The following is a 23,681-nucleotide window of genomic DNA, read 5'->3' as shown; positions in this document are numbered from 1 at the left end:
ACCTCTGGGCGATTGGCGCCCCACCGGCATCGAGGGTGGGGCGCGGGCCGTTACTCAGCCTCGGGATGGGCGGCGGTCCTTGACCCATCCTTGTGTCAAGGCCCCCAGCGCCATGGCGCCCACGCCCCAAAGGATGTCGCCGCTCCCCGTGCCCAGTGCGGCGATGGCCGCACCTGGGCACAGGCCACTGAGGCCCCATCCGACTCCAAAGAGTGCGGCGCCCAAAGCGGTATTGCTGTTCCAGGTACTGGGGTGGGTTTGAAACTCGCCGCCCCACAGCGGGTGGCGCATCCACCTGGGGACCGCCTTGTAGGTCACCAGGACGACGGCCACGGCGCCGCCCATGACCAGCATCAGGCCCAGGTCCCGGAAGTGAAGGAAGCTCAGCACGATGTCCGGCCTCACCATGCCGGACAGGGCCAGCCCGAAGCCAAAGAGGGCGCCGCAGAGCAAGGTGCTGGCCGCGCGGCCGAGGGTCTGGGTTTGGGGTTTCATGACACGGTTCGCATCAGGTTGGCGGTCAAGAAAGCGGTTGCCATGAAGGTCAGCACGGCACCGAGGGAGGGCAGCTGCAGTGAGCCCAATCCACAGACGCCGTGCCCGGACGTGCAGCCGTTGCCGAGCCGGGCCCCATAGCCGGCAACGAAGCCGCCCAGCGCCAATTGCCAAACCGGTACCGACGTGCGCTGGGGCTGCCCTTCACCCAGCGTGGCCCACCACAGGAAGGCGCCAAGGATCAGGCCCAGGGCATAGACCAGCCGCCACTGGCGCGAGGCAATGAATGGCTCCTGCTGGAAAAAAGGCCGCTGGATGACATAGGACCAGCTGCTGGACAGCACCGTGCTCATGCCACCGATGCGCCCTGTCAAGACAAACAGCAGCGCTGTGCCACCGCCCACCAGCAGGCCGCCCAGCAGGTAAGGCTGCCAACCCAAAGGGAAAAACGAACTCCAAGTTTGCATGGGCGCTGCTCCGTGTTCCGCGCAGGATTTCTAGTCGGTTTCAGTATGACGCGCGCAGCCCTACCGCATACTGACTGCATGTTCTTGAATCCTGAACCCGGCCTCGCATGGTGAACGCCCTGCCACTCACTTGGGACGAGCAAGGCGTTGCGCACGCGGCGCGGTGGCAGTCCGCCTCAGGGGCGCCGTTGCCCAAACGCGTGCGTGTGGTGGATGACACCTTGAACGCCGACACGGCCTACAAGCTCGCCTGCGAGGGCCACGCACTGTTGTGGCGAGGGGACTACCACCAAGCGCGCCAAATGCTGACCGCGCTGGCGCACCGCATTGACAAAGCGCGGGCTCGTCGCAAGCTCGCCGCTGCCCCCTTGGGCCCGGCGCAGGCTTTTCACCAGCACCGCAAGGCGCAGGCCGAGCGGGCGCGCATCTTGGGCCTGTTGGTGATGGCCTTGGATGGGCAGCACACCCTGGCGCTGCGGCGCGCGCCGGAGTCCGTCAAGGCCGCCGCCCAGGCGGCGATTGGCGAACAGACCGGTCCTTATGTCGTGAGCCTGCGGGAGTTGCTGGGATGGATGGGGGCCTGGGAGTGGCGGCAGGTGGGCGTGGCAGTGCCTGCGTTGGGCGGCGCGTGCATCCACCCCCACTACGGCGTTTACAGCCCTGTGCGGGGGGAGTACCTGGATCTGCTCGCCGAAGCGCCGCTGCCGCCTGCACTCAAGGCGCACGGTTTGGCCTACGACATTGGCACGGGGACGGGGGTGATTGCGGCGCTTCTGGCGCGCCGGGGTGCGGCCCGTGTGGTCGCCACCGATGTGCAGGCCACGGCGTTGGCCAACGCGATGGAGACGGTTCAGGCGCTGGGCCTGCAACACCGCGTGGAACTGCAGTCGGCCGATCTGTTCCCCCTGGGGTCAGAGCGCGCCGCGCTCATCGTCTGCAACCCGCCTTGGTTGCCCGCGCGGCCCAGCAGCCCCATCGAGGCTGCGGTGTATGACCCCGAGAGCCGCATGTTGCGCGGTTTCCTTGAAGGATTGGGGGCGCGCCTGGTGCCCGGTGGCGAAGGCTGGTTGATCCTGTCGGACTTGGCGGAGCACTTGGGGTTGCGCAGTCGGGCCGAACTGGAAGGCTGGATCGCCGGCGCAGGCTTGCGGGTGCTGGGCCGCCTGGACACGCGGCCGCGCCACGGCAAAGCCCAAGACGCGGGCGACCCGCTGCATGCCGCCCGCAAGCGTGAGGTGACGAGTGTGTGGCGCCTGGGCGCCGCATGACCTACAGCGGGCGCAGGCTGGAACAGTCCGCCACGCCCCAGCGGTCGACCTGCAGGCTGAGTTTTTGGCCGACGGTGAAGCGGGTCCAAGCCTCGAAGGCGGGGCGACAGGTCCATTCGCTGCCATCGACCGCCCGAAGGCTGAGCTCCTGCGTGGCGTGGCGCTTGCCGGGGCGTTCCGCGGATTCGGCTTCACTGGCCTCGCGCAGGGCCACCAGTGGCCACTCGGGCACTTGGGGGGCGAGCCCCGAGGCGATGGCCGATCGCCGTTTGCGCCAGACCGGTGCCAGGTAGCGGCAGTAGTCGGCGGGCGGCTGGATGCCGCTGGGGTCGTCGCGGCGCTCGCGCTCCAAGACCTCGGCCCCTGCGGGAATTTGCGCGCACCAGTTGGAATCGCGCTCCCGCACTTGGCGCTCGATTTCAACCTCGCGCCGCCAGGGTTTGGCCACCACTTCGACGTCCACCCGGTGCGGCCCGCCCAGGGTCCAGAGCAGCAGCGGGACTGCCAACAGGCCCATCAAGCGGTACGGGGGGCGGCGCGCTGGGGTCATGGTGTGCGTGCGGCGGCTTCGGCGGCCGCCGGGCAGGCGGCGAGCTCCGCGACCAGGGCCTCCAAGAACACGCGGGTGCGCAGGGGCAACAGCCGCCGCCCGGGAAAGACCGCCCAGCAGGGCGTGGGCGGCAGGCACCAGGCGGGCAACACCCGCACCAACTCCCCGCGTGCCACATACGGCGCGGCAAAGTGGGTGCCCACGGCGGTAACGCCCAGGCCGGCGCACGCCAGGCGCAGCAGCATGTCTGGGGCGTTGATCAGAGTCCGCTGAGCGGGTGCGCCCTCCCACGGGGGCGCGGCGTCAGGAAGGGTGGGGAACAGGGCCCAGGGCAGGGGCTCGCCCTGGCGGCTGAGGATCATCAGCCCGTGCAGGTGCCGCAAGGCATCGGGGTGTTGGGGCTCTCCCTGCTGGGCCAAGTAGTGCGGGCTGGCGTACAGGCCGGTTTCGATCAGGGCCAAGCGGCGGGCGGCCAATTGGCTGTCTTCGGCCAGGGGGCCGATGCGGACCGCCAAATCGAATCCTTCGCCCACCAAGTCCACCCGGCGGGGGGACAGATCCAACTCCAGCTGCACGCGTGGGTGGTCCCGCACGAAACGTTCGATGACGGCAGGGACCGCCTGATGCGCAAAGTCGGCGGGCATCGAAACCCGCAGCCGCCCGCTGGGCTGCTGTTGGCGGTGTAGGGCCAGCGCCAAGGCCCCGTCCACTTCGGCGCTGAGCGCGCGCGCGTGCTCCAAAACACCCTGACCAAACTCGGTGAGGGCCAGTCGCCGGGTGGTGCGTTGCAGCAGCTTCTCACCCAGTCGGGCTTCCAAGGCCGATAGCCGACGCGAAACCGTGGACTTGGGCAGCTGAACGCGCTCGGCGGCCTTGACCAGGCTCCCGGCATCCATCACCCGGGCAAACAGCAGCAAGTCATCGGCGTCCAGATTCATCGAGTACCGAGCGTTTCGTCATTTGTTCCATTGATGGAACGATCATATCCATTTGACCGTCTTTTTCATTCATTGATGCATCCATACAGTTCACTCCACCGCAACCCTTGAACTGAATTTGGAGCCTCGCATGATTCTGCAAATCAACACCAGCGCCCGCTCGGCCCATGAATCCCTCTCCACCCGCTTGGCCACGGAATGGGTGTCGCGGCTGCGGGCTGAACGCCCCGAGGTGGCCTTGGAAGTCCTGGAACTGGGCCAGCAAGCGCCCGCGGTGCTGGACGAAGCGGCGCTGCAAGCGATGTTCATGCCCGCCGAGCAGCGCAGCCCCGCGCAGGCCGCGCGGGTGGCGCAAGACATCGCCTACATCGATCAAGTGCGCCGTGCAGACACGCTGGTGCTGGCCGTGCCCATGATCAACTTCGGCGTGCCGGCCGCGCTCAAGAATTGGATCGATGCCATCGCCAAGGCCGGCGTGACCTTTCGCTACACCGCACAGGGCCCTGAGGGCCTGCTGCCTGGCAAAACCGTCTACGTGGTGTTGACGCGCGGGGGCATTCACCGCGACCAGCCGCAAGACAGCATGGTGCCCTACCTGCGCACGGTGCTGGGGTTCCTGGGCATGACCGAGGTCCATTTCATCTACGCTGAGGGCTTGAACATGGGGCCCGAGGCCCAAGCCGCGGGTTTGGCGAACGCCCGGGCCGAGATGGACGCTTTGGTGCCGGTGCACGCCTGAAAGGATGATCATGAAAAACCTACGACGCTATTTGCCGCAGATCCTTTTGGCCTTGCCTTTGTTGCTGGGTGGCGGAGCGAAATTGTTGGGCGTGCCGCAGGTGCACGCGAGCTTTGGCTTGATGGGCCTGCCCGCTTGGTTTGGCTATTTCATCGGGGCGGCGGAAGTGGCAGGGGCCATGGGCCTGTTCCTTCCGCGCCTGCGCCGCCTGGCCGCGGCGGGCCTGGTTCCCATCATGGCTGGCGCGGTGTTCTTCCATTGGCGCTACACCCCCTGGGAGCAAGGCATTCCGGCCTTGATCTTGCTGGGCTTGAGCGCCTGGTTGGCTGTGCGCGCTGAGCGCCAAAACTGAATCGGAGGTCGCATGACAACAACGGTACTGAAACCCCGTGCGGTGGAGTCCGTGGTGGCCGGACTTGCCACTCGCGATGGCGCCGGCGTCAAGCTGACGCGGGTGCTGACACAGAACCTGCAGCGGCGCCTGGATCCGTTCTTGATGTTGGACGCCTTTGGCTCGGACCAAGCCGACGACTACATCGCCGGCTTCCCCGACCACCCGCACCGCGGCTTTGAGACGGTGACCTACATGCTGGAGGGGCGCATGCGCCACCGGGATTCGGCCGGCAACGAAGGCCTGCTGCAGACGGGCGGCATGCAGTGGATGACCGCGGGTCGGGGGGTGATTCATTCGGAGTTGCCCGAACAGGTGGAAGGCCGCATGGAAGGCTTCCAGTTCTGGCTCAACCTGCCGGCGCGCGACAAGATGTGCCCCGCCTGGTATCGGGACGTGGCCGCCCGCGAGATTCCCGAATGGGCAGGCCCCGGCCAGCGGGTGCGCGTGCTGGCGGGGGCGCATGCCGGCGTGGTGGGCGCCGTGCAGCGCGAGGCCACCGAACCCTTGTTGCTGGACGTCCACCTGGAGCCCGGTGCGTGCTTTGAGCGGGAGCTGCCTGTCCACCACAACGCCTTTGTGTACGTGTACCGCGGCGGGACCCAGTTCCCCAGCGGCTGCACGGTTCCGGCCCAGCGCATGGCCATTCTGCGCAATGACGCGGGGGCCGATGGCGTTCAGCTTCGGGCGGGCGAGGGCGGGGCCCGATTGCTGCTGGTGGCTGGTGCCCCCTTGAACGAACCCATCGCGCAGCATGGACCTTTTGTGATGAACACCGAAGCGGAATTGGTGCAAGCCGTGCGGGACTTCCGCAGCGGGCGGTTCGTGCAGCCTTGACGGGACGCTATTTGGGCCAATGGGCGTAGCGGGCATCGATCTTGCTGGCGCTGCCGTCGCGGTTGATGACGCCCAGCATGACGTTGAGGCGATCGATCACCTCGTCGGCGACCTGCGGATTGCAGGCGAGGTAGAGCTCCGAGCGGTGAAAGCTCAGCACCGGCACGATCTGTCCGTTCCAGCCGCCTTGGTCGATCAGGATCGCCCCGTCGTAGCGGCCGGACACCCACAGGTCAATGCGCCCCAGGACCAGCTTGCGCGGGTTCAAGGAGTCGGCCACCACCGTCTCGACCTTGAACCCCCGCGCCCGCAGGTGGTGTTCGCGCACATCGCCGTTGTAGGCCCCGATCAAATAGGGTTTGGCATCGTCCAACTGCTGTAGCTTGAGGGGCGCGTCTGCGCGGCCGAACAACACCCATTCGTTGAAGGCGATGGGGCCGACCCACTTGAACAGGTTTTCGCGCTCGGGCGTGCGGGTGGTCGAAAACACGCAGGAGTGGGGCGCGCGCAGGGCGTCCTCATAAGCGCGCCGCCACGGCAGCAGTTCGATCTTGTAGGGCTGCTTGATGCGTTCCATCATCAGCTTGACCTTGTCGGCCCCGATGCCCACCACCTGGCCGTTGACCAGCATGTTGTACGGCGCCGCGTCCTCGGTGTTCAGCACCAAGGGGCGCGCCCCGGCGACCGGGACCATCAGCAGCAACAGCAACGCGCAAAGCCTGGTCATGATGGCGCTCCCGGCAGTGGAGGGATCGGCGAGGGGGGATCCTCGGGTTTCCACGGTATGCCTTGGCGGCGACGGTGGCAAGCCCCTGTTTGTGCGTCCGAACGCTCGCCGCGCGCTGTGCGGGCAGCGGCACAAAAGTGGTTGGCGCGGCGAACACGCTAGGGTTGTCCTGGGGGGCAAGGCGGCTGCGCTTCTTTCCCTGTGGTTTCCCTAGGTTTTGGGCCTTTATGCATCGATCGGCCGCATCGGCCCGCGGTTCGGAAAGCCGCCTGTTTGTCTATGAAACGACGGTGCGGCGAGGGCGGGATCCCGCCCGGGCAGCTGGGCGCCCCAGCTGCCCCCGAGCGTCATTGGCACGCTTTCTGCAAAGAAGGGAGCGTCCTTCTTTTGAAGGAACAGACCGCGGGTGTTAAAGACCGGTCGGGTGGTGCCCGCACACCACCCTTGCAGTATTCGGGTGCACGACCGGCCGAATCAATCCAACCGTTTTGGAGTCGATGTAATGAAAGCCCTAGCTCACTGGTGGTCGCGCCGCAGCCCCACCCAACGTCCCGCGCGTCGTGTGAATGAATTCGCCGCCTTGGCCCTCGTTGCCGGCTGTGCCGCGGGGTGGCTGCCGGTGGCTTGGTCTCAAACCTCGGGGACCACGGGCTATTTGGTGTCTCTGCGTGGGGGGGCGCAAATTCACGAAAACCTCGCCCGGGAGGAGGCGCTGGAGCGGTCGCGGGGGCAAGCCCTGAGTGCCGCCCGCCGCGAGCAGGTGGTGGACGGTCAAGCGCGGGCCAACAAGGCGCGGGCCACGGCGCTGGCTCGCCGTCTGGGCATCGAACCGCAGTTCACGTATGGCGGGGCCTTCGCGGGGTTCTCGGCGCAGTTGACCCAGGCCCAGGTGGATGCGCTGCGCCGCACGCCCGAGGTGGAAAGCCTGTCGCTGGACTTGCCCATGACGGCACAAGCCCGCCCAGGGGGCGGCGGGGGCGGCTCCACGACGCAAACCACACCGTGGGGCGTCACCCGCATCAACGCCGCGGGTGCGGCCAACACGGGCTCGGGCGTGCACGTGTTTGTGGTGGATTCGGGCATTGACCGGGATCACCCGGATCTGGCCGCCAACATTCTGGACGGCTATGCCGTGGAGGCTTGTGTCTCGTCGGGCAAGTTCAGCTGTTCGGCCACCTGGGACGACGACCAGGGGCATGGCAGTCACGTGGCCGGCATCATTGCTGCGGTCAACAACAGCCAAGGGGTGGTGGGGGTGGCACCTGGCGTGAGCTTGCGGGCTGTGAAAGTCTTGGACCGGTTCAACAACACCACCGCGGCCAAGGTCGCTGCGGGCATGGATTACGTGGCCCAGCGCACGCTGGCCTTGGGCACAGCCACGGTGGCCAACGTGTCAATCGGCGGTGGTGGCAGCAAGTCGGGCTACTGCAACGCCAACGGCTACACGGGTACGGACAACTATGCCCGGGCGTTCTGCGAAGCGGCCAAGGCCGGGGTGGTCATCACCGTGTCGGCGGGCAATTTTGGTGTCAACGCACGCGGCTTCCTGCCCAGCACCTACGACGACGCGGTGATGGCCATCAGCGCCGCCTGGGGCGGGCCGGATTCCACGGGCGGGGATTGGTGGTGGAACGACAGCAACTGGGGCAATGAAACCTCCAGCTGGAACACCCGGCCGTCGGCCCCGGTGGCGCTGGGCGCCCCGGGCTACGGCATCTACTCCACCACGCGCCTTGAAAACAATGGCGGCTACGTGTCGATGACGGGGACGTCGATGGCAGCGCCGCACGCCGCGGGGGCCGCCGCCCTGTTCTTGAAGAAGTCGCCCCAAGGCAACAGCTACAGCGCCTTTCTCAACATCCGCCAGCAGATGTTGAATGCGTCCACGAGCACCAGCGGCTTCACCAACACCTCGGGGTACTCCCACACCGAAAACTACCTGAGCGTGACGCCCGTTCGCTGAGACCTACCGGTTGGAGCTACCCGATGCCGTAGCGCCGCAGCTTGCCGGCGATCACGCTGTGCGAGATCCCCAGCCGCGCGGCCAGCTTGCGGCTGCTGGGGTAGCGCGGGTACAGGCGGGCGAGCAGGTCGTGCTCAAACGTCGCCACGGCGTCGGCCCAGCTCGCTGGTTCCTCGTCCGGGGGGGCGGGCAGTGGGGGTGGTAGGCCCGCGCCCCGCGCGGGCAGCGGGCTGGCGGGGGCCGGGGATTGGGCGTCCAGGTCCAGATCGTCCACCTCGAGCTCTGCCTTGTCGCACACCGTCACGGCCCGGAACAGCAGGTTTTGCAGCTGGCGGATGTTGCCCGGCCAACTGGCGCGTTTGAGCGCGACGCGAGCGGGGGCACTCAGGGCGGGGGGCTCTCGGCCAATTTGGCGGGCAGATCGCTCGATGAAGTGCTCGGCCAGCAGCAGCACGTCGTCGCCCCGCTCGCGCAGCGGGGCCACCTGCAGGTTCAAGACATTGAGGCGGTAGTAAAGGTCTTCGCGGAACTCGCCGCGCGCCACCATTTGATCCAGACGGCGATGGGTGGCCGAAATCACCCGCACGTCCACCTTTTGTTCTTTTTCGCCGCCCACTCGGCGGAAGCTGCCGTCGTTCAAGAAGCGCAGCAGCTTGGCCTGCAGGTAGAGCGACATCTCGCCAATCTCATCCAGGAACACCGTGCCGCCGTGCGCCATTTCGAGCAGTCCGGGCTTGCCCCCGCGCTGGGCGCCCGAAAACGCGCCGGGGGCATAGCCAAAGAGTTCGCTCTCGGCCAGGCTCTCGGGCAAAGCGGCGGCGTTCAGGGCGAGAAAGGGGGCCTGGGCCCGCGCGCTCAGCTCATGGCAGGCGCGGGCGATCAGCTCTTTGCCCGTGCCGGTTTCTCCCAGGATCAGCAGGGGGGCGTCTACGCCGGCCATGCGTTCGGCGCGGGCGCGCAGTTCGCGCAAGGGCAGGGAGTCGCCGAGCAGTGAGTTCAAGCCGCCCGAGGGTTCCATGCGCTGCAGGTGGGCCGCCTGCTCGCCCAGCCAGCCGGCGTCACGCAGGGTCACCACCGCACCGGTGAGGGCACCGCGGTCGGACTCCACCAGGGGGCTCGCGTACAGCAGCCAGGCCCGCCCGGCAAATTGCACCTCCAAGCTGCTGACTTCGCCCCCGGCCGCGCGCAGGTCCTCCCACAGCGAGGGGACGCGCAACAACGCCGACAGGGGCAAGCCAATCCACTCGGGCTGGCGCTGCCGTGAGGCCCGCTGGGCGGCCTTGCTGACCATGACGATCTGCCCTTCACGGTCCAGTACGAAGACCGGTTGGGCCAGGGAGGCCAGCAGGATGTCGAGTTGCTGACGCCGCGCTTCGCCGGGCATCAACTGCAGCGGTTCCACGCGCTTGACCCCGGGCACGGCCAGCAACTCGTTTTCGATGCTGGCGCGTGCCGCGGGTTTGAGGTCCGGCACGTTCAAGTAAATGTTGTGCAGGCCCATTTCCATGGTGGCCAGATCGAGCTCACGCTGGGCAATGAGCGCCAGCACCTCGTGGGTAATGCCGAGGCGGTCCTCGGTGATCAGGCGCAGCTGCATGGGTGTTCCGATTTAAGTACGACAGGGCAATCGTATCGATTGGGTTACGAAATTGAGCCAGGGCTAACCATGTCTGATCTTTCGAACATCGATAAGTCATTGATTTGCTTTACGCGGAGCCTTGGCACGGTTTGTGCGGCGGAAGTAGCACGCCCAGCGGGTGCTGGGCGAAACCTACCCAGGAGATGTCCTTTATGAAACTGCGTCCTGTTCTCTCTTTGTTGATCACCGCCGGGGCCGTGAGCCCGGCGTTCGCGCAAGATCTGGTGATCAGAATCGGTCACGTGGCCCCCACCAGCGGTGGCATTGCTCACTTGGGCAAGGACAACGAGCTGGGGGCCCGCCTGGCCATCGAAGAACTCAACGCCAAGGGCCTGCAAATTGGCGGCAAGAAGGCCCGCTTCGAGCTGCTGGCCGAAGACGATGCCGCGGATCCCAAGCAGGGTACGGCGGCAGCCCAAAAGCTGGTCGACGCCAAGGTCAACGGTGTGATCGGTCACATGAACTCGGGCACGACCATTCCGGCCTCGCGCATTTATTCGGACGCCGGCATTCCGCAAATCAGCCCCTCGGCCACCAACCCCAAGTACACGCGGCAGGGTTTCAAAACGGCCTTCCGGGTCGTGGCCGACGATGGTCAGTTGGGGGGCACGCTGGGCCGCTATGCGGTGAAAACCGTGCAGGCCAAGGTCATCGCCATCATTGACGACCGCACCGCTTACGGGCAGGGCGTGGCGGACGAATTTGAAAAAGGGGCCAAGGCCGCGGGCGGCAAGGTCGTGGGCCGCGAGTTCACCAACGACAAGGCCACGGATTTCAGTGCCATCCTGACCGGGCTGAAAGCCAAAAACCCGGACTTGATCTTCTTTGGCGGCATGGATGCCGTGGCGGGCCCCATGCTGCGCCAGATGAAGGCGCTGGGCATCACGGCCAAACTCGTGGGCGGCGACGGCATCTGCACGGGCGAGCTCCCCAAACTGGCGGCGGGCAGCATGGCCGATGGCCAGGTGATCTGTGCCGAGGCTGGTGGCGTGGAAGGTGAGCAGAAAAAGGGGCTGGACGCTTTCAAGGAAAAGTTCCGCAACAAGTTCAATGTCGACGTGCAGGTGTATTCCCCCTACGTGTACGACTCGGTCAACCTGATGGCGGCGGCCATGGTCAAGGCGGGCAGCGCCGATCCCGCGAAGTACCTGCCGGTATTGGCCAAAACTGAGGGTTACCCCGGGGTTACGGGCAAGATTGGCTTCGACGCCAAAGGCGACATCAAGAACGGTGCCCTGACCTTGTTCACCTACAAGGGCGGTGCGCGCGAACTCATCAGCGTGGTGCGTTAAGGGTTAACGCTCGTGTTGAAAGCAGTACGGCGAATTTTTCGTACCGAAATGAAAACAACTTTGTATGGAATGGGCTACGTGCAAAGTTGAGAGTCATGTAAGTACTTGATTCTTCGTCATGAAACGGATTGGCACGACCCCTGCATAGGGCTGCCAGTCCGTTTCTTTTTTCTCTCCAAGGAGATCTGCATGACGTTTGCTTCCGCGCTCGGACGCGCCCCCTTTGCCCGCACGCTTCTGGTCACCCTGGTGGCGGGTGCGTTGCCTCAACTGGCCGCTGCCGCCGACGCCGAGCCCGTGAAGCTCGAGAAGATCGAGGTCACCGGCTCCCACATCAAGCGCGTCGCGGCCGAAGGCCCGTCGCCCATCCAGGTCATCAGCCGTTCCGACATCGAACAAAGCGGTGTAACGACCGCGGCCGAGTTGCTGGACACCATCACGGCCAACAACAACGCGGGCGGCCAGTACCGCACCAACAACACCAATAACACCGTGGTGGGCGGCTCGGCCGTCTCGCTGCGCGGCCTGGGCCCCAACTCCACCCTGGTGTTGCTGAACGGCCGTCGCATGGCCTTCTACGGATTCAGCGACGCCTCGGTGTTCGTGGACTTGGGCTCCATCCCCATTTCGGCGGTTGAGCGGGTGGAAATCGTCAAGGACGGGGCGTCGGCCATTTACGGGTCGGACGCGCTGGCGGGCGTGGTCAACTTCATCCTGCGCCGCAACTACCGCGGCATGGACCTGCGCGTGACCGGCGGCCGTTCGCTGACCTACAAGGACAACGACTACCACACGATGACGCTGTCGGCCGGCGGCGGTGAGGGCAAGCTCTCGCTGATGGGCATCCTGGAAATTCACGGCTCGGAGCCGGTGCAGGTGTCCGATCGGTTTGGCGGTCGGCAGGGCGAGCGCACCGCCATGGCCCTGGCCGCGGGTTACACCGGCACCAGCCTGACCACGGGCACGGGCATCGGCGGCAACTTCCCTTCGACCTCGACCTCCAACGGCAACTGGTGGTCGCCCAACCCCAACGACAACTGGAAGGCGGGCTACTACGCCGCCGGCGCTTGCAATGCGCCCAACGTCCTCTACAGCGGCACGTACAACGGTTATTTGGCCAAAGGCATGTGCTTGGACACGGAAACCGACCGGTTCAACACCCTGAACCCCAAGACCCGCAAGGTCAGTGTGTTCGGTCGCATGGGCTATGACATCAGCGCCACGCTGAGCGCCTTTGCCGAACTCTCGGCTGCGTCGATCGAGCAACAGTACGAGTACTGGCCGACGTTCAAGAACGACTACTACGACGGTGACAGCACGCCGCACTTCCCGTTTGCCCAGGCGCCGGCCGGCTGGGGCTACTACGCCCGCCTGTACGACGAGCTCGGCCCCAAGCTGCGCGATGTCAGCTCCGAGTCGGCCCGACTGGTGGCCGGCCTGAAGGGTGAAAACGCCGGCTGGGACTGGGAGGCGGCCCTGACCCGTGCGACCAACAGCACGGACTTCCTGGGGACGAACTACATCCGCTCGGACGTCTGGTACGACGGCATTGCCAGCGGCGCCATCAACCCCTTCCAGCGACTGACGGATGCCAACATGGCGGCGCTGAAGACCACGCACACCCGTGCAGGCACCAGCAGCTTCACGCTGTTTGACGTCTCGGCCTCGACCGAGCTGACGCAACTGCCGGCCGGCCCGCTGCAGCTGGCCGTGGGGGCGAGCCTGCGTCACGAAAAGATGTCGGACGGCATCGATGCCGCCTCGAACGCTGGCAAAGTGGAGAACGCCTCCATCCGCCTGCCCATTTCGGCCAGCCGCAGCGCCCAGGCCGCTTTCGCCGAACTGTCGATCCCGTTAGCCAAGACCCTGGAGTCGCAGGTGGCGTTGCGCTACGACCACTTTGGCGATGCCGGCTCCAGCGTCAACCCCAAGCTGGCGCTGAAGTGGACCCCGGTCGCGCAGCTGGCGCTGCGTGGCTCGTACACCACCGGCTTCCGCGCGCCCTCGCTGGCTGAGATGCACGGCGGCATCCGCACCTACGTGAACTGCGTGCAGGCCACGAACCCCATCTGCCCGGCGCCGAGCCAGGTCTGGGGCAATCAGGTCACGGTGACCTTCATGGACAGCCCGAACCTGGAGCCGGAAAAGTCCAAGTCCAGCAACTTGGGGCTGGTCTGGGAGCCGATCAAGGGCCACAGCATCTCGGTGGACGCCTGGGCGATTGAGCGCCGCAACCAGGTCTACGGGCCCTCGATTGGCAACCCCTTGGATGTGAGCTGGTTCACGCAGATTGCGCCGGCCTCGAATGCCGCCCCGGCGGCCTTCCGGGCGCAATACGTCAACCTGGGCAAGACCGATGTGCGGGGCCTGGACATTGCGCTGCAAAGCCGCTGGTCCCTGGGGGAAATGGGCAACCTGAAGGCCTCGCTGACCTCGTCCAACATGAGTCAGTACGAGGTGGAGTTCCGCGGTGCGGTGACGGACTACTCGGGCAAGTACGGCTATCCCAAGTGGCGCCACCGGGCGGATCTGGTCTGGTCCAACCCGAAGTGGACGGTGGCCCTGGCGGGCAATCACCGCGGTGCATTTGAGCAGGCCGTGCCCGGCCCGAACGGCAGCATCATCATGGTCCAGTCCTTCACCACGATGGACGCCTACGTGGCCTATCGCGGCCTGGCCAAGGGTCTGAGTCTGGCGGCTGGCGTGGGCAACCTCAGTGGCAAGAAGGCGCCGTTTGATCGCCTGGGCCGCCTGGGCACGCTGTACGAAGACAACAGCGACGGCCGCACGGGCTACATGACGCTGGAATACAAGTACTGATCTTGCTCCGCAGGGCCTGCGTGCGAGCTGGGGTGATCCCTCGGGGAGCGCGCTGGGAAGGGCCCTGACTTTGGCCCCATCTGGCGACGGATGGGGTTTTTTTTCGTGAGGTGAACATGAAACGCTTTGGGGTTCTCTTGAGTCTGCTGCTGACCTGGGGCGTCGCCGCAGCAAGGCCCGAACCCGTGGCGCCCAGCATCGAACAGCTGTTGGCGGCCCCGCAGGTGAGTGATGTGGCCTTGTCGCCCGATGGCCAGCGCTTGGCGCTGTCGCTGAAGACGGCGGGGCGCCGGGTGATCGCCGTGATGGCCTTGCCCAGCCGGCAGGTCACGGTCATTGCCCAAGACCCCGATTGGGATCTGGTCGAGCCCCGATGGGTGGGGCCGCAGCGGCTGATTTACAAGAGTTGGGACTTCCAGTCGACCTGGCCGAACAACCGCGCCGGTGGCCATTACGCCATCGATGCCGACGCCCAGCGGCCGCGCCAGCTCTGGGACACGGTCGCCCAGGCGCAGGCCCAAGGCCGGCCTTGGCATGTGCTGACCGTGCTGGGCCCGGGTGCGCCGGGCTCGGAGGAGGTGCTGGTGTCCGTGGCGGACCGGGCGCCGCCGCCCTCGGCCGACCGCTTCCCGGGCAGTGATGTCTATGCCCTGCACACCCGCACGGGCAAACGGCGCCTGCTGACGCTGGAAAACCCCGGGCAGGTGCAGGCGTGGGTGGGCGATGCCCAGGGGCGGGTGCGCGCGGCGTCGAGCCTGCGCGTGGACCCCGAGCGCGGGGTTCAACAGCAGACATGGTGGCGGCCCGATGGCGAAGCGCCTTGGCAGTTGCTGGGGGAGCAGGGGCTGGAGGCGCCCAGCTTCACGCCCCTGGCTTTCGAGGCCGATGGGCAACTGTTGGTGGCCGCGCGTGGGGCGGGGGAGGACACGCTGGGTTTGATGCGCTGGGATGCGGACGCGGGCCGCCCCGGCGAACTGCTGCTGCGCCACCCGTTCGCGGACGTGCAGCGGGGGCAGTTGCTCTGGGGGGCGGGTGGGGCGCTGGTGGGCGTGGAGGTGCAGGGCCTGCGGCCTGAACGGCATTTCTTTGACGAGGCGGCCGCGCGTCTGCAAGCGCAGATCGACCAGGCCCTGCCCGGGCGCCGTAACCGCATCGACGGCACGGGCCCGCTGCACTTGGTGATCAGCAGCAGCGACCAGGACCCCGGCACGCTCTACAGCTACGACGCCGCGGCGCGTCGTTTGCAGGTGCTGGGGCGCCACTTGCCCGGCCTGCCGGTGCAGGCCTTGGCACGCAAAGAGGGCTTCACCTACACCGCCCGCGATGGTTTGCGTATTCCGGCCTATTTGACGCTGCCGCCCGGCTTGCCGGCCGGAGTCAAGCCACCGCTGGTGGTGTTCCCGCATGGCGGGCCGGCCGAGCGCGACCGTTGGGGCGTGTACTGGGATGAAAACGAGCCGTTGGTGCAATTGCTGGCCACGCGCGGCTATGCCGTGCTGCAGCCCCAGTACCGCGGCTCGTTCGGCCTGGGTTGGTCGCTGTACCGCAAGGGCTGGCGGCAATGGTTTGACGGCAGTGTGGACGACCTGCTCGATGGCGTGGAGCAGGTGGTGCGGGCGGGCCAGGTGGATGGCGAGCGCGTCTGCACGATGGGCAAGAGCGCCGGGGGTTACTTGGCGATGGCGCTGTTGATCAAGGCGCCGGAGCGCTTTCGGTGTGGGGTGAGCTGGGCCGGTACGACGGAAATGGCGCTCTTCTTCAGCGAACCCACCGCGGCCTACGCGGGCAGCGCCTGGCTCCAGCACTTGGCGCCCCACACCCACGTGGGTCCGCGGGACGAGACCCTGATCCGGCACTCGTCCTTGGTGCGGCAGGCGGCGCGCATCCGCGTGCCCGTGCTGTTGGCCTATGGTTCGGCCGATTTCACGGTACCGCTGGCCCATGGCACGCAGTTGCGCGATGCGCTGCAGGCGGCTGGCCAGACGCCCGAGTGGGTGGTCTATCCCGACGAAGCGCACGGCTGGGCGTTGCCCGCCCACCGACTGGACTTTGCACGCCGGGTGGAGGCATTCATGGCGCGTAGTCTGGGTGATCGTGTCGTAACGAAAACGGAACAACAAAAATGATGTTTGTAAAACATTACGAAAACGTATTTCAATCATGACACTTTGTCGCGAAAACCCGCTAAATGCTTGATTGGGCGGGGGGTGGTGGGTTGGCACGATCCCTGCAACAGCCAGTGTGGACCCACTACCTCACCCTCGCATGTCTCCCATCACCACCCCTGTCGGTGTCGTTCGCGGCGACCCGGCCAGCGCCTCGCCCTTGGACAACGCGCCCAGCTGGACGAACGAGTTGGCGCGCGAACGCTTGCCTGGCCCCTTCATTGGGCATCCCGACCTGACGGGTTTGTCGCCCTCCACCTTGGCGGTGCACGCGGGCACCCGCGATGACCCGGCCACCGGCGCGGTGGGCACCCCGATCTACCAAACCAGTACCTTCTTGCTGGAGGGGGATCAGTACCGCTCCATCGAGGAAGGCTACGCGCGGGATCGCTTCATCTACACCCGCTACGGCAACCCCAGCCAGTGGGCGGTGGAGCAGAAGCTCGCGGCACTCGAGGGTGCTGAATCGGCCCTGGTGTTCAGCTCGGGCATGGCCGCCATTTCGGCCGTGATGTTGACCCTGATGGACCGTGGCGGCCATGTCGTGGCGTCCAACGAGCTTTACGGGGGCACGTACGCCTTCTTCCAGGGCGAGCTGCCCACGCTCGGCATGAGCTGCAGCTACGTCAATCCGCGTGACCTGGCGGCGATTGAAGCGGCCATCCGTCCCAACACCCAGGTGCTGTTCTTTGAGGCGCTGACCAACCCGCTGCTCAAGGTGGTGGACGTGCCGGCCTTGGTGGCCTTGGCCCAGAAGCACGGCCTGCGCCTGGTGATCGATGCCACCTTCGTTTCGCCCATCGCCCAGCAAGGCCTGGCCCTGGGCGTGGACGTGGTGGTGCATTCGGCCTCCAAGTACCTGAATGGCCACTCGGACCTGATTGCCGGTGTGGCCTGCGGGTCGCGCAAGCTCATGGACGCTTGCTGGCCCCGCCGCCTGTCCTACGGCGGCAGCCTGGACCCGCACGCCTGCTTCATGTTGGAGCGGGGTTTGAAAACCCTGGCCATCCGCATGCGCGCCCACGCCGAGAGCTCCACTGCGGTGGCGCAGTTCTTGGAACAGCACCCCAACGTGCGGCGCGTCTTCCATGTGGGCTTGCCCTCGCACCCGGACCACGAGCTGGCCCAGCGCATCTTGAAAAACCCCACCGGCATGGTCTGCTTTGAGATCGACGGCACGGACGAACAGGCCGTCGAGTTGCTGGACCACTTGAAGCTGGGCAAGAAGGCCACCAGCCTGGGCGGGGTCGAGACCCTGGTCAGCCTGCCCTTCAACACCTCGCACGCCGCGTTCACGGCCGCACAGCGGGAGCGCATGGGCATCCAGCCCGGGTGCGTGCGCCTCTCGGTCGGCATCGAAGAGCCCGCCGACCTGATCGCCGATCTGAACCAGGCCCTGGCCGCTGTTTTCAACTGAATCAAGGACTCACACCATGCGCAATGGCATTCCTCTCGCCGCCGTCTCCGAATTGACCGATGAAATCCGCCAAGACCCCCAGCAGGGCATGGTGGTGTGCGGGGTCGGCGTGGACTGGCAAAACGGCACCCGGGCGCTGATCAGCGCGCTACCGCTGAAGTTTGGCCGCCACACGGTCAGCCGCGGCCACAGCTGGATCGTGGACGAGCCGCGCCAACTGGGCGGCGGCAACCATGGCCCCTCTCCGCAAGAGTTGCTGCTGGGCGGCGTGGGCGCCTGCATCATGGTCGGTTTCACCGTCGGCGCCTCGGTGCTGGGGGTTCAGCTGGAGTCGCTGCGCGTTGAAATGCGCGCCGAAATGGACTTGTCGGGCTTCCTGGGCCTGAGCGATCAGGTCGCACTGCGCCGCATCGATGTGCGCATTGAAGTGAAGGGCGACGGCACGCCGGAGCAATTCGAGCGCCTGCGCCGCGAGGCCATCGCCCACAGTCCCAACGCCATGTCCGTGGCCCAGGGCGTGTCGCTGAACAGCGAACTGCACATCCTGGCCTGACGCGGCCGCCTCAAGGAATCGGCAGATGGCGTTCCGTCTTCAGCGCTTTCAGCGAGAAGCTCGAGTACAGCTCCTTGACGCCCGGCAGGGTTTGCAAGGTGTTGCGCGCGAACTCGCCGAACGTGTTGAGGTCGGGCGCCACCACCTCCAGCAAGAAGTCGTAGCGGCCGGAGACGTTGTGGCAGGCAATCACCTCGGGGATCTCGGTCACCCGCGCCTCAAAGGCGCGCGCCGCGTCCTGACTGTGGCTGCCCACCATGACGGACACGAAGGCGGTGACGCCGTAGCCCAGTGCTTCGCTGGACAGCCGGGCTTGGTAGGCCTGAATCAGCCCGGCGTCTTCCAGGCGTTTGATGCGGCGCCAGCACGGCGAGGCCGACAGCGCCACGCGTTCGGCCAGCTCCGCGACCGTCAAACGGGCATCGTGCTGAAGGGCTTGCAGCAGCTGACGGTCGATGCGATCCAGGTCCATGGCAAAACATTCCGAAAACAAAACGATCAAGGGATGAATGTACCTCCACTACAGGGGCTAGAGGGCTGAAAAGCAAGCACTTTCTGCGGCCGGCGCAACAGAATTCTTGCCATCAGCACTCACCCAACGAGGGACTCTCATGACCGGTTTTGCCACCACCGCCATCCACCACGGCTACGACCCACGAAGCGCGCAGGGCGCCCTGGTGCCGCCCATCTACCTGAGCTCTACCTTTACGTTCACCTCGGTGGAGCAGGGCGCGGCCCGCTTTGCCGGTACGGAGGGCGGGTACTTCTACACCCGCATCGCCAACCCCACGCTGGACCTGCTGGAACAGCGCCTGAACGCCCTGGAAGGCGGTGCGGGGGCGATTGCCTTCGGCTCCGGCATGGGGGCCGTGACGGCCACGCTGTGGACCCTGCTGCGCCCGGGCGACGAGATCCTGGTGGACCGCACGGTCTACGGTTGTACCTACGCCTTTTTGCATCACGGCATTGGTGAGTTCGGTGTGCGCGTGACGCACGTGGACATGACGGACCTGCACGCACTGGCCACGGCCCTGCTCAGCGGCCCGAAGCTGGTGTACCTGGAAACGCCGGCCAACCCCAACATGCGCTTGGTGGACATCGCCGCCGTCACGCGCTTGGCCAAGGCCCAGGGCGCCCTGACCGTGGTGGACAACACCTACTGCACGCCCTACCTGCAAAAGCCGCTGGCGCTGGGGGCTGACGTGGTGATCCACTCGGCCACCAAGTACCTCAGCGGCCATGGCGACGTGACCGCCGGCCTGGCCGTGGCGGCCGATGCCGAGATCGCGCAGCGCATCCGCTTGCAGGGCCTCAAAGACATGACGGGCGCCGTCATGTCGCCGCAGGATGCCTTCTTGCTGCTGCGCGGCCTCAAGACCCTGCACCTGCGCATGGAACGCCACGCCAGCAACGCCCTGGCCCTGGCCCAGGAAATAGCGGCCCACCCCGCGGTGACGCGCGTGTACTTTCCGGGCCTGGACAGCGACCCCTTCCACGCCCTGGCGAAGCGCCAAATGAAGAATTTCGGCGGCATGTTGGCCTTCGAACTCAAGGGCGGCGAGGCTGCGGGCCGGGCCTTCATGAACGCCCTGCAATTGATCGCCCGGGCTGTCAGCCTGGGTGACGCCGAATCGCTGGCCCAGCACCCGGCCAGCATGACCCACTCCACCTACACCCCCGAGGAGCGCGCCCAAGCGGGCATCTCCGACGGGTTGGTGCGCCTGTCTGCCGGTCTGGAAGACCCCGACGACCTGCTGGCCGATGTGCGCCAGGCCCTGGCTGCGGTGGCGCAGTCTGAGGTCCCCCGTTCTCAACCTGTTTCTGTTTGAACCCGAGCGAAAGAAGTCCATGAACGCCCGCTGCACCGATCCGGCCATGCCGCCGATTCCCCCCGATGCCGACCCCGCTGAAACCCGCGAATGGCTGGACGCGCTGCGCGCGACCCTGCAATCTGGCGGACCGGAGCGGGCGCTCTACCTGTTGCAGCAACTGGACCAGCAGGCCCAGCAGCTCGGCCTGTTCCCCCATGCCCAGCCCTTCTCGGCCTACCGCAACAGCATTCCCCTGGAGCAGCAGGGCGCCTACCCGGGCGACCTGGAGATCGAGGAGCGCCTGACCGCTTGGATGCGCTGGAACGCGCTGGCCATGGTGGTGCGCGCCAACCAGGCCTATGGCGAGCTGGGCGGCCACATCGCCAGCTACGCCTCGGCGGCCGAGATCTTCGAACTCGGTTTTAACCACTTCTTCAAGGGCGACGGGCCCGGCCGCCAGGCGGACCTGGTGTTCTTCCAGCCCCACTCGGCGCCGGGCGTCTATGCCCGCGCCTACCTGGAAGGGCGCCTGAGCGAGCAGCAGCTGGCCCACTATCGCCAGGAGGTGGACGGCGGCGGCCTGTGCTCCTATCCCCACCCCTGGCTGATGCCGGACTTCTGGCAGTTCCCCACAGGGTCGATGGGCCTGGGGCCCATCACGTCGGTGTACCACGCGCGCTTCATGCGCTACCTGCAAAACCGCGGCCTGCTGCAGACCGAAGGTCGGCGCGTCTGGGGCGTGTTCGGCGATGGCGAAATGGACGAACCCGAGTCCATCGCCGGCCTGACCTTGGCGGCGCGGGAGCAGCTCGACAACCTGACCTTCATCGTCAACTGCAACCTGCAGCGCCTGGACGGCCCGGTGCGCGGCAATGGCCAGGTGATTCAGGAATTGGAGGCGCTGTTCACCGGTGCCGGCTGGAATGTCATCAAGGTGCTGTGGGGCTCGGACTGGGACGCGCTCTTTGCTCGCGACACCGAACACGTGTTGTTGCGGGCGCTCTCGCAGACGGTGGACGGCCAGTACCAGACCCTGGGCGCCAAGGACGGGGCCTACAACATCGAGCACTTCTTCCGCCAGAACCCGGAGGTGCAAAAGCTCGTCGCCCACATGAGCGAGGCTGAGATCGATGCGCTCAAGCGCGGCGGCCACGACTTCCGCAAGCTGCACGCTGCCTTTGCGGCCGCGGTGGCGCACAAGGGCCGCCCGACCGTCATCCTGGCCAAGACCAAGAAGGGCTACGGCATGGGCGGGGCCGGGGAGTCGCGCATGACGGCGCATCAGGCCAAGAAGTTGGACTTGGACGCGCTCTTGGCCTTCCGCAACCGCTTCCAACTGCCCATCAGCGACGCCGATGTGGAGGCGCTGCGCTTCGTCAAACCGGCCGAGGACAGCCCGGAGATGCGCTACCTGCGCGAGCACCGCGCCCTGCTGGGCGGCCCGCTGCCGGCCCGCCAAGCCGGCGCGGCGCCCGTGGCCGTGCCGCCGCTGCAGGCTTGGGGCGGGTTTGCGCTGCAGGCCGAGGGCAAGGAAATGTCCACCACCATGGCCGTGGTGCGCATGCTCAGCGGCTGGCTCAAGGACCGTGCACTGGGCGAGCGCATCGTGCCCATCGTGGCCGATGAAGCCCGCACCTTCGGCATGGCCAGCCTGTTCCGCCAGATCGGCATCTACTCGCCGCAGGGCCAGCGCTACGAGCCGGAAGATGCCGGCTCCATGCTCAGCTATCGCGAGGCCGTGGATGGCCAGTTGCTGGAAGAGGGCATCACCGAGGCCGGCGCCATCTCGTCGTGGATCGCCGCCGCCACCAGCTACTCGGTGCACGGCCAGGCCCTGCTGCCGGTCTACATCTACTACTCGAAGTTTGGCTTCCAGCGCGTGGGCGACCTGATCTGGGCCGCTGCCGACCAGCGCGCCCGTGGCTTGCTGCTGGGCGCCACGGCCGGCCGCACCACGCTCGGGGGCGAGGGCTTGCAGCACCAAGATGGTTCCAGCCTGGTGATGGCCGCCCTGGTGCCCAACTGCTGCGCCTGGGACCCGGCCTTTGCCGGCGAGCTGGCCGTGATCCTGGACAATGCCACGCGCCGGATGATGGAGGAGCAGCGCGACGAGTTCCATTACGTCACCGTGATGAACGAGAACTACGCCCAACCGAGCCTGCCCGAATCCGCCCATGCCGACGTGTTGCGTGGCATGTACTTGTACGAGCGACGGCCCGTGGCGCAGCTCAAGGGACGGGTGCGTTTGCTCGGTTCGGGCACCATCTTGCGCGAGGTCCTGGCCGCGGCGGAGCTGCTGGACCAGGACTGGCAGGTGGAGTCGGACGTGTTCAGCGTCACGAGCTTCAGCGAACTGGCCAAAGAGGCCCGCGAACAGCAGCGCGCCCAGCGCCTGGGCCTGACCCACGAGACCCCCCAGGTGCGCCGCCTCTTGCCGGGCGCCGAGCCGGTGATTGCCGCGACCGACTACGTGCGGGCCTGGCCCCAGCTCATCGCGGAGTACGTGGACGCGCCCTATGTGACCCTGGGCACTGACGGGTTCGGCCGCAGCGATACGCGTCAGCAACTGCGCCGGTTCTTTGAGGTGGACCGCCACCAGATCGTGCTGGCGGCCTTGCAGGCCTTGGTGGACCAGGGCGCCCTGCCCCTGGCCGTGCTGGCCCAAGCGCGTGAACGCTATGCCGTTCGCATCGCCCCCCAATCGCCCTGGAGTTGCTGAGATGGGAATCCCCATGGAAATTCGCGTCCCCGACATCGGCGACTTCAAGAACGTGGCCGTCATCGAGCTGCTGGCTCAAGCCGGCGACACGATTCGCGCCGAGCAAAGCCTTCTGACGTTGGAAAGCGACAAGGCCTCCATCGAGATCCCCAGCCCGGCGGCTGGGGTGCTGAAGTCCCTGAGCGTCAAGTTGGGGGACAAGGTGTCGCAAGGCGATGTGATCGGCTGGATGGAGCCCGCGGGCGCCACGGTGCCGTCCCCTGCGGTCGCGCCAGCCGCCAGCGGGGCACCGGTGAGTGCCGCGCCGGCCCCGGCTGCGCCCGCGCCCGCGCCGGTGGCGTCTCCTGCCCCTGTGCCGGCATCGGTGGCGACACCGGCTCCTCCCGCGGCGTCAGATCGGCCGCCGCATGCCAGCCCCAGCGTGCGCAAGTTCGCCCGCGAGCTGGGCGTGCCGTTGGCGCAGGTCAGCGGCACGGGCACCAAGGGCCGCATCACCGAGCGCGATGTGCAAGCCTATGTGCAGCAGGCGCTGGCGGCACGCGCTGGCGCCCCGGCCGCGGCGCCTTCCCCGGCCGGCGGCGCCTTCCCCGGCCTGTTGGCCTGGCCCCAGGTGGATTTCGCCAAGTTCGGCAGCGTGGAGCGCAAGGCGCTGTCGCGCATCAAGAAGATTTCGGGCGCCAACCTGCACCGCAACTGGGTGGTCATTCCGCACGTGACCAACCACGACGAGGCCGACATCACCGAGCTGGAGCTTTTCCGCGTTCAGATGAACAAGGAGCACGAGAAGTCGGGCGTCAAGTTCACCATGCTCGCCTTCCTGATCAAGGCCTGCGTGGCGGCCTTGAAGAAGTTCCCCGAGTTCAACGCCTCGCTGGACGGCGATGAGTTGG

20 protein-coding genes are annotated in these 23,681 nt (G+C 66.7%); 13 read left to right on the top strand and 7 right to left on the bottom strand.

Features of this window, described 5'->3' with window-relative positions:
• Positions 1-54: 54 nt before the first annotated feature.
• Positions 55-495, bottom strand: a complete 441-nt coding sequence (locus tag I7X43_RS15875) for a DUF6691 family protein (RefSeq protein ID WP_198101936.1) — start codon at positions 493-495, stop codon at positions 55-57.
• Positions 492-962 carry a YeeE/YedE family protein gene (locus I7X43_RS15870; protein ID WP_198101935.1) on the bottom strand — a complete coding sequence of 157 codons (471 nt, stop codon included), beginning with the start codon at positions 960-962 and terminating at the stop codon, positions 492-494. Before I7X43_RS15870 ends, I7X43_RS15875 begins: the two co-directional genes overlap by 4 nt.
• 107 nt (positions 963-1,069) lie before the next feature.
• Between I7X43_RS15870 and I7X43_RS15865 the strand changes: the two genes are divergently transcribed.
• Entirely contained in the window at positions 1,070-2,230 is a 1,161-nt protein-coding gene (locus I7X43_RS15865; RefSeq protein ID WP_198101934.1) for a methyltransferase, read from the top strand.
• 1 nt (position 2,231) lies between these two features.
• On the opposite strand, the gene I7X43_RS15860 is transcribed toward I7X43_RS15865, so the two are convergent.
• Together I7X43_RS15860 and I7X43_RS15855 are read right to left on the bottom strand one after the other, a co-directional pair.
• Positions 2,232-2,780 carry a hypothetical protein gene (locus I7X43_RS15860; RefSeq protein WP_198101933.1) on the bottom strand — a complete coding sequence of 183 codons (549 nt, stop codon included), beginning with the start codon at positions 2,778-2,780 and terminating at the stop codon, positions 2,232-2,234.
• Complete coding sequence (locus I7X43_RS15855) at positions 2,777-3,718, bottom strand: LysR family transcriptional regulator (RefSeq protein ID WP_198101932.1); 942 nt, start codon at positions 3,716-3,718, stop codon at positions 2,777-2,779. Before I7X43_RS15855 ends, I7X43_RS15860 begins: the two co-directional genes overlap by 4 nt.
• 130 nt (positions 3,719-3,848) lie before the next feature.
• Here I7X43_RS15855 and I7X43_RS15850 point away from each other — a divergent pair, with 130 nt between their 5' ends.
• The 3 genes from I7X43_RS15850 to I7X43_RS15840 are packed head-to-tail and all read left to right on the top strand — an operon-like array spanning position 3,849 to position 5,685.
• Positions 3,849-4,457: an FMN-dependent NADH-azoreductase gene (locus I7X43_RS15850; RefSeq protein ID WP_198101931.1), complete on the top strand. Its 609-nt coding sequence runs from the start codon at positions 3,849-3,851 to the stop codon at positions 4,455-4,457.
• A gap of 10 nt (positions 4,458-4,467) precedes the next feature.
• The gene (locus I7X43_RS15845; RefSeq protein WP_198101930.1) at positions 4,468-4,809 is read left to right on the top strand and encodes a DoxX family protein; all 342 of its coding nucleotides are present in this window, start codon (positions 4,468-4,470) and stop codon (positions 4,807-4,809) included.
• Between the two features lie 12 nt (positions 4,810-4,821).
• Positions 4,822-5,685: a pirin family protein gene (locus I7X43_RS15840; protein ID WP_198101929.1), complete on the top strand. Its 864-nt coding sequence runs from the start codon at positions 4,822-4,824 to the stop codon at positions 5,683-5,685.
• 7 nt (positions 5,686-5,692) lie between these two features.
• On the opposite strand, the gene I7X43_RS15835 is transcribed toward I7X43_RS15840, so the two are convergent.
• Positions 5,693-6,412: a substrate-binding periplasmic protein gene (locus tag I7X43_RS15835; protein WP_198101928.1), complete on the bottom strand. Its 720-nt coding sequence runs from the start codon at positions 6,410-6,412 to the stop codon at positions 5,693-5,695.
• Positions 6,413-6,914: 502 nt separating this feature from the next.
• Here I7X43_RS15835 and I7X43_RS15830 point away from each other — a divergent pair.
• Positions 6,915-8,375 (top strand): S8 family serine peptidase, encoded by a 1,461-nt coding sequence (locus I7X43_RS15830; protein ID WP_198101927.1) that lies wholly within the window; start codon positions 6,915-6,917, stop codon positions 8,373-8,375.
• Positions 8,376-8,391: 16 nt separating this feature from the next.
• On the opposite strand, the gene I7X43_RS15825 is transcribed toward I7X43_RS15830, so the two are convergent.
• Positions 8,392-9,972 (bottom strand): sigma 54-interacting transcriptional regulator, encoded by a 1,581-nt coding sequence (locus tag I7X43_RS15825; protein WP_198101926.1) that lies wholly within the window; start codon positions 9,970-9,972, stop codon positions 8,392-8,394.
• Positions 9,973-10,166: 194 nt separating this feature from the next.
• Here I7X43_RS15825 and I7X43_RS15820 point away from each other — a divergent pair, with 194 nt between their 5' ends.
• The 5 genes from I7X43_RS15820 (at position 10,167) to I7X43_RS15800 (ending at position 18,261) form a co-directional block, all read left to right on the top strand.
• The gene (locus tag I7X43_RS15820) at positions 10,167-11,306 is read left to right on the top strand and encodes a branched-chain amino acid ABC transporter substrate-binding protein (RefSeq protein WP_246480475.1); all 1,140 of its coding nucleotides are present in this window, start codon (positions 10,167-10,169) and stop codon (positions 11,304-11,306) included.
• Between the two features lie 189 nt (positions 11,307-11,495).
• The gene (locus tag I7X43_RS15815) at positions 11,496-14,126 is read left to right on the top strand and encodes a TonB-dependent receptor plug domain-containing protein (RefSeq protein WP_198101924.1); all 2,631 of its coding nucleotides are present in this window, start codon (positions 11,496-11,498) and stop codon (positions 14,124-14,126) included.
• A 116-nt stretch (positions 14,127-14,242) separates the two neighbouring features.
• Complete coding sequence (locus I7X43_RS15810; RefSeq protein WP_198101923.1) at positions 14,243-16,252, top strand: alpha/beta hydrolase family protein; 2,010 nt, start codon at positions 14,243-14,245, stop codon at positions 16,250-16,252.
• Between the two features lie 139 nt (positions 16,253-16,391).
• Complete coding sequence (locus I7X43_RS15805; RefSeq protein WP_198101922.1) at positions 16,392-17,708, top strand: trans-sulfuration enzyme family protein; 1,317 nt, start codon at positions 16,392-16,394, stop codon at positions 17,706-17,708.
• Between the two features lie 16 nt (positions 17,709-17,724).
• Positions 17,725-18,261 (top strand): OsmC family protein, encoded by a 537-nt coding sequence (locus I7X43_RS15800; RefSeq protein ID WP_198101921.1) that lies wholly within the window; start codon positions 17,725-17,727, stop codon positions 18,259-18,261.
• Between the two features lie 10 nt (positions 18,262-18,271).
• Here I7X43_RS15800 and I7X43_RS15795 read toward each other — a convergent pair whose 3' ends face one another.
• Positions 18,272-18,763 carry an Lrp/AsnC family transcriptional regulator gene (locus tag I7X43_RS15795; protein WP_310737588.1) on the bottom strand — a complete coding sequence of 164 codons (492 nt, stop codon included), beginning with the start codon at positions 18,761-18,763 and terminating at the stop codon, positions 18,272-18,274.
• A 109-nt stretch (positions 18,764-18,872) separates the two neighbouring features.
• Between I7X43_RS15795 and I7X43_RS15790 the strand changes: the two genes are divergently transcribed.
• The 3 genes from I7X43_RS15790 to I7X43_RS15780 form a co-directional block, all read left to right on the top strand.
• Positions 18,873-20,090, top strand: coding sequence for a methionine gamma-lyase (locus I7X43_RS15790; protein ID WP_198101920.1), 1,218 nt, complete (start codon positions 18,873-18,875; stop codon positions 20,088-20,090).
• Positions 20,091-20,109: 19 nt separating this feature from the next.
• Positions 20,110-22,791: an alpha-ketoglutarate dehydrogenase gene (mdeB, locus tag I7X43_RS15785; RefSeq protein WP_198101919.1), complete on the top strand. Its 2,682-nt coding sequence runs from the start codon at positions 20,110-20,112 to the stop codon at positions 22,789-22,791.
• A 13-nt stretch (positions 22,792-22,804) separates the two neighbouring features.
• Positions 22,805-23,681, top strand: an 877-nt coding sequence (locus I7X43_RS15780; RefSeq protein ID WP_375140400.1) for a biotin/lipoyl-containing protein, incomplete at its 3' end; no start/stop codon positions are given.

Source organism: Inhella gelatinilytica (genome assembly GCF_016093295.1).
GTDB lineage: Bacteria > Pseudomonadota > Gammaproteobacteria > Burkholderiales > Burkholderiaceae_C > Inhella > Inhella gelatinilytica.
Note: the sequence above shows the minus strand (reverse complement) of the source record. Positions and strands in the feature narration are given on the sequence as shown.

Excerpts from the sequence above, each read along its gene's own strand:
- I7X43_RS15875 (WP_198101936.1), bottom strand. The coding sequence starts at position 495 with ATGAAACCCCAAACCCAGACCCTCGGCCGCGCGGCCAGCACCTTGCTC.
- I7X43_RS15870 (WP_198101935.1), bottom strand. The coding sequence starts at position 962 with ATGCAAACTTGGAGTTCGTTTTTCCCTTTGGGTTGGCAGCCTTACCTG.
- I7X43_RS15865 (WP_198101934.1), top strand. The coding sequence starts at position 1,070 with ATGGTGAACGCCCTGCCACTCACTTGGGACGAGCAAGGCGTTGCGCAC.
- I7X43_RS15860 (WP_198101933.1), bottom strand. The coding sequence starts at position 2,780 with ATGACCCCAGCGCGCCGCCCCCCGTACCGCTTGATGGGCCTGTTGGCA.
- I7X43_RS15855 (WP_198101932.1), bottom strand. The coding sequence starts at position 3,718 with ATGAATCTGGACGCCGATGACTTGCTGCTGTTTGCCCGGGTGATGGAT.
- I7X43_RS15850 (WP_198101931.1), top strand. The coding sequence starts at position 3,849 with ATGATTCTGCAAATCAACACCAGCGCCCGCTCGGCCCATGAATCCCTC.
- I7X43_RS15845 (WP_198101930.1), top strand. The coding sequence starts at position 4,468 with ATGAAAAACCTACGACGCTATTTGCCGCAGATCCTTTTGGCCTTGCCT.
- I7X43_RS15840 (WP_198101929.1), top strand. The coding sequence starts at position 4,822 with ATGACAACAACGGTACTGAAACCCCGTGCGGTGGAGTCCGTGGTGGCC.
- I7X43_RS15835 (WP_198101928.1), bottom strand. The coding sequence starts at position 6,412 with ATGACCAGGCTTTGCGCGTTGCTGTTGCTGCTGATGGTCCCGGTCGCC.
- I7X43_RS15830 (WP_198101927.1), top strand. The coding sequence starts at position 6,915 with ATGAAAGCCCTAGCTCACTGGTGGTCGCGCCGCAGCCCCACCCAACGT.
- I7X43_RS15825 (WP_198101926.1), bottom strand. The coding sequence starts at position 9,972 with ATGCAGCTGCGCCTGATCACCGAGGACCGCCTCGGCATTACCCACGAG.
- I7X43_RS15820 (WP_246480475.1), top strand. The coding sequence starts at position 10,167 with ATGAAACTGCGTCCTGTTCTCTCTTTGTTGATCACCGCCGGGGCCGTG.
- I7X43_RS15815 (WP_198101924.1), top strand. The coding sequence starts at position 11,496 with ATGACGTTTGCTTCCGCGCTCGGACGCGCCCCCTTTGCCCGCACGCTT.
- I7X43_RS15810 (WP_198101923.1), top strand. The coding sequence starts at position 14,243 with ATGAAACGCTTTGGGGTTCTCTTGAGTCTGCTGCTGACCTGGGGCGTC.
- I7X43_RS15805 (WP_198101922.1), top strand. The coding sequence starts at position 16,392 with ATGTCTCCCATCACCACCCCTGTCGGTGTCGTTCGCGGCGACCCGGCC.
- I7X43_RS15800 (WP_198101921.1), top strand. The coding sequence starts at position 17,725 with ATGCGCAATGGCATTCCTCTCGCCGCCGTCTCCGAATTGACCGATGAA.
- I7X43_RS15790 (WP_198101920.1), top strand. The coding sequence starts at position 18,873 with ATGACCGGTTTTGCCACCACCGCCATCCACCACGGCTACGACCCACGA.
- mdeB (WP_198101919.1), top strand. The coding sequence starts at position 20,110 with ATGAACGCCCGCTGCACCGATCCGGCCATGCCGCCGATTCCCCCCGAT.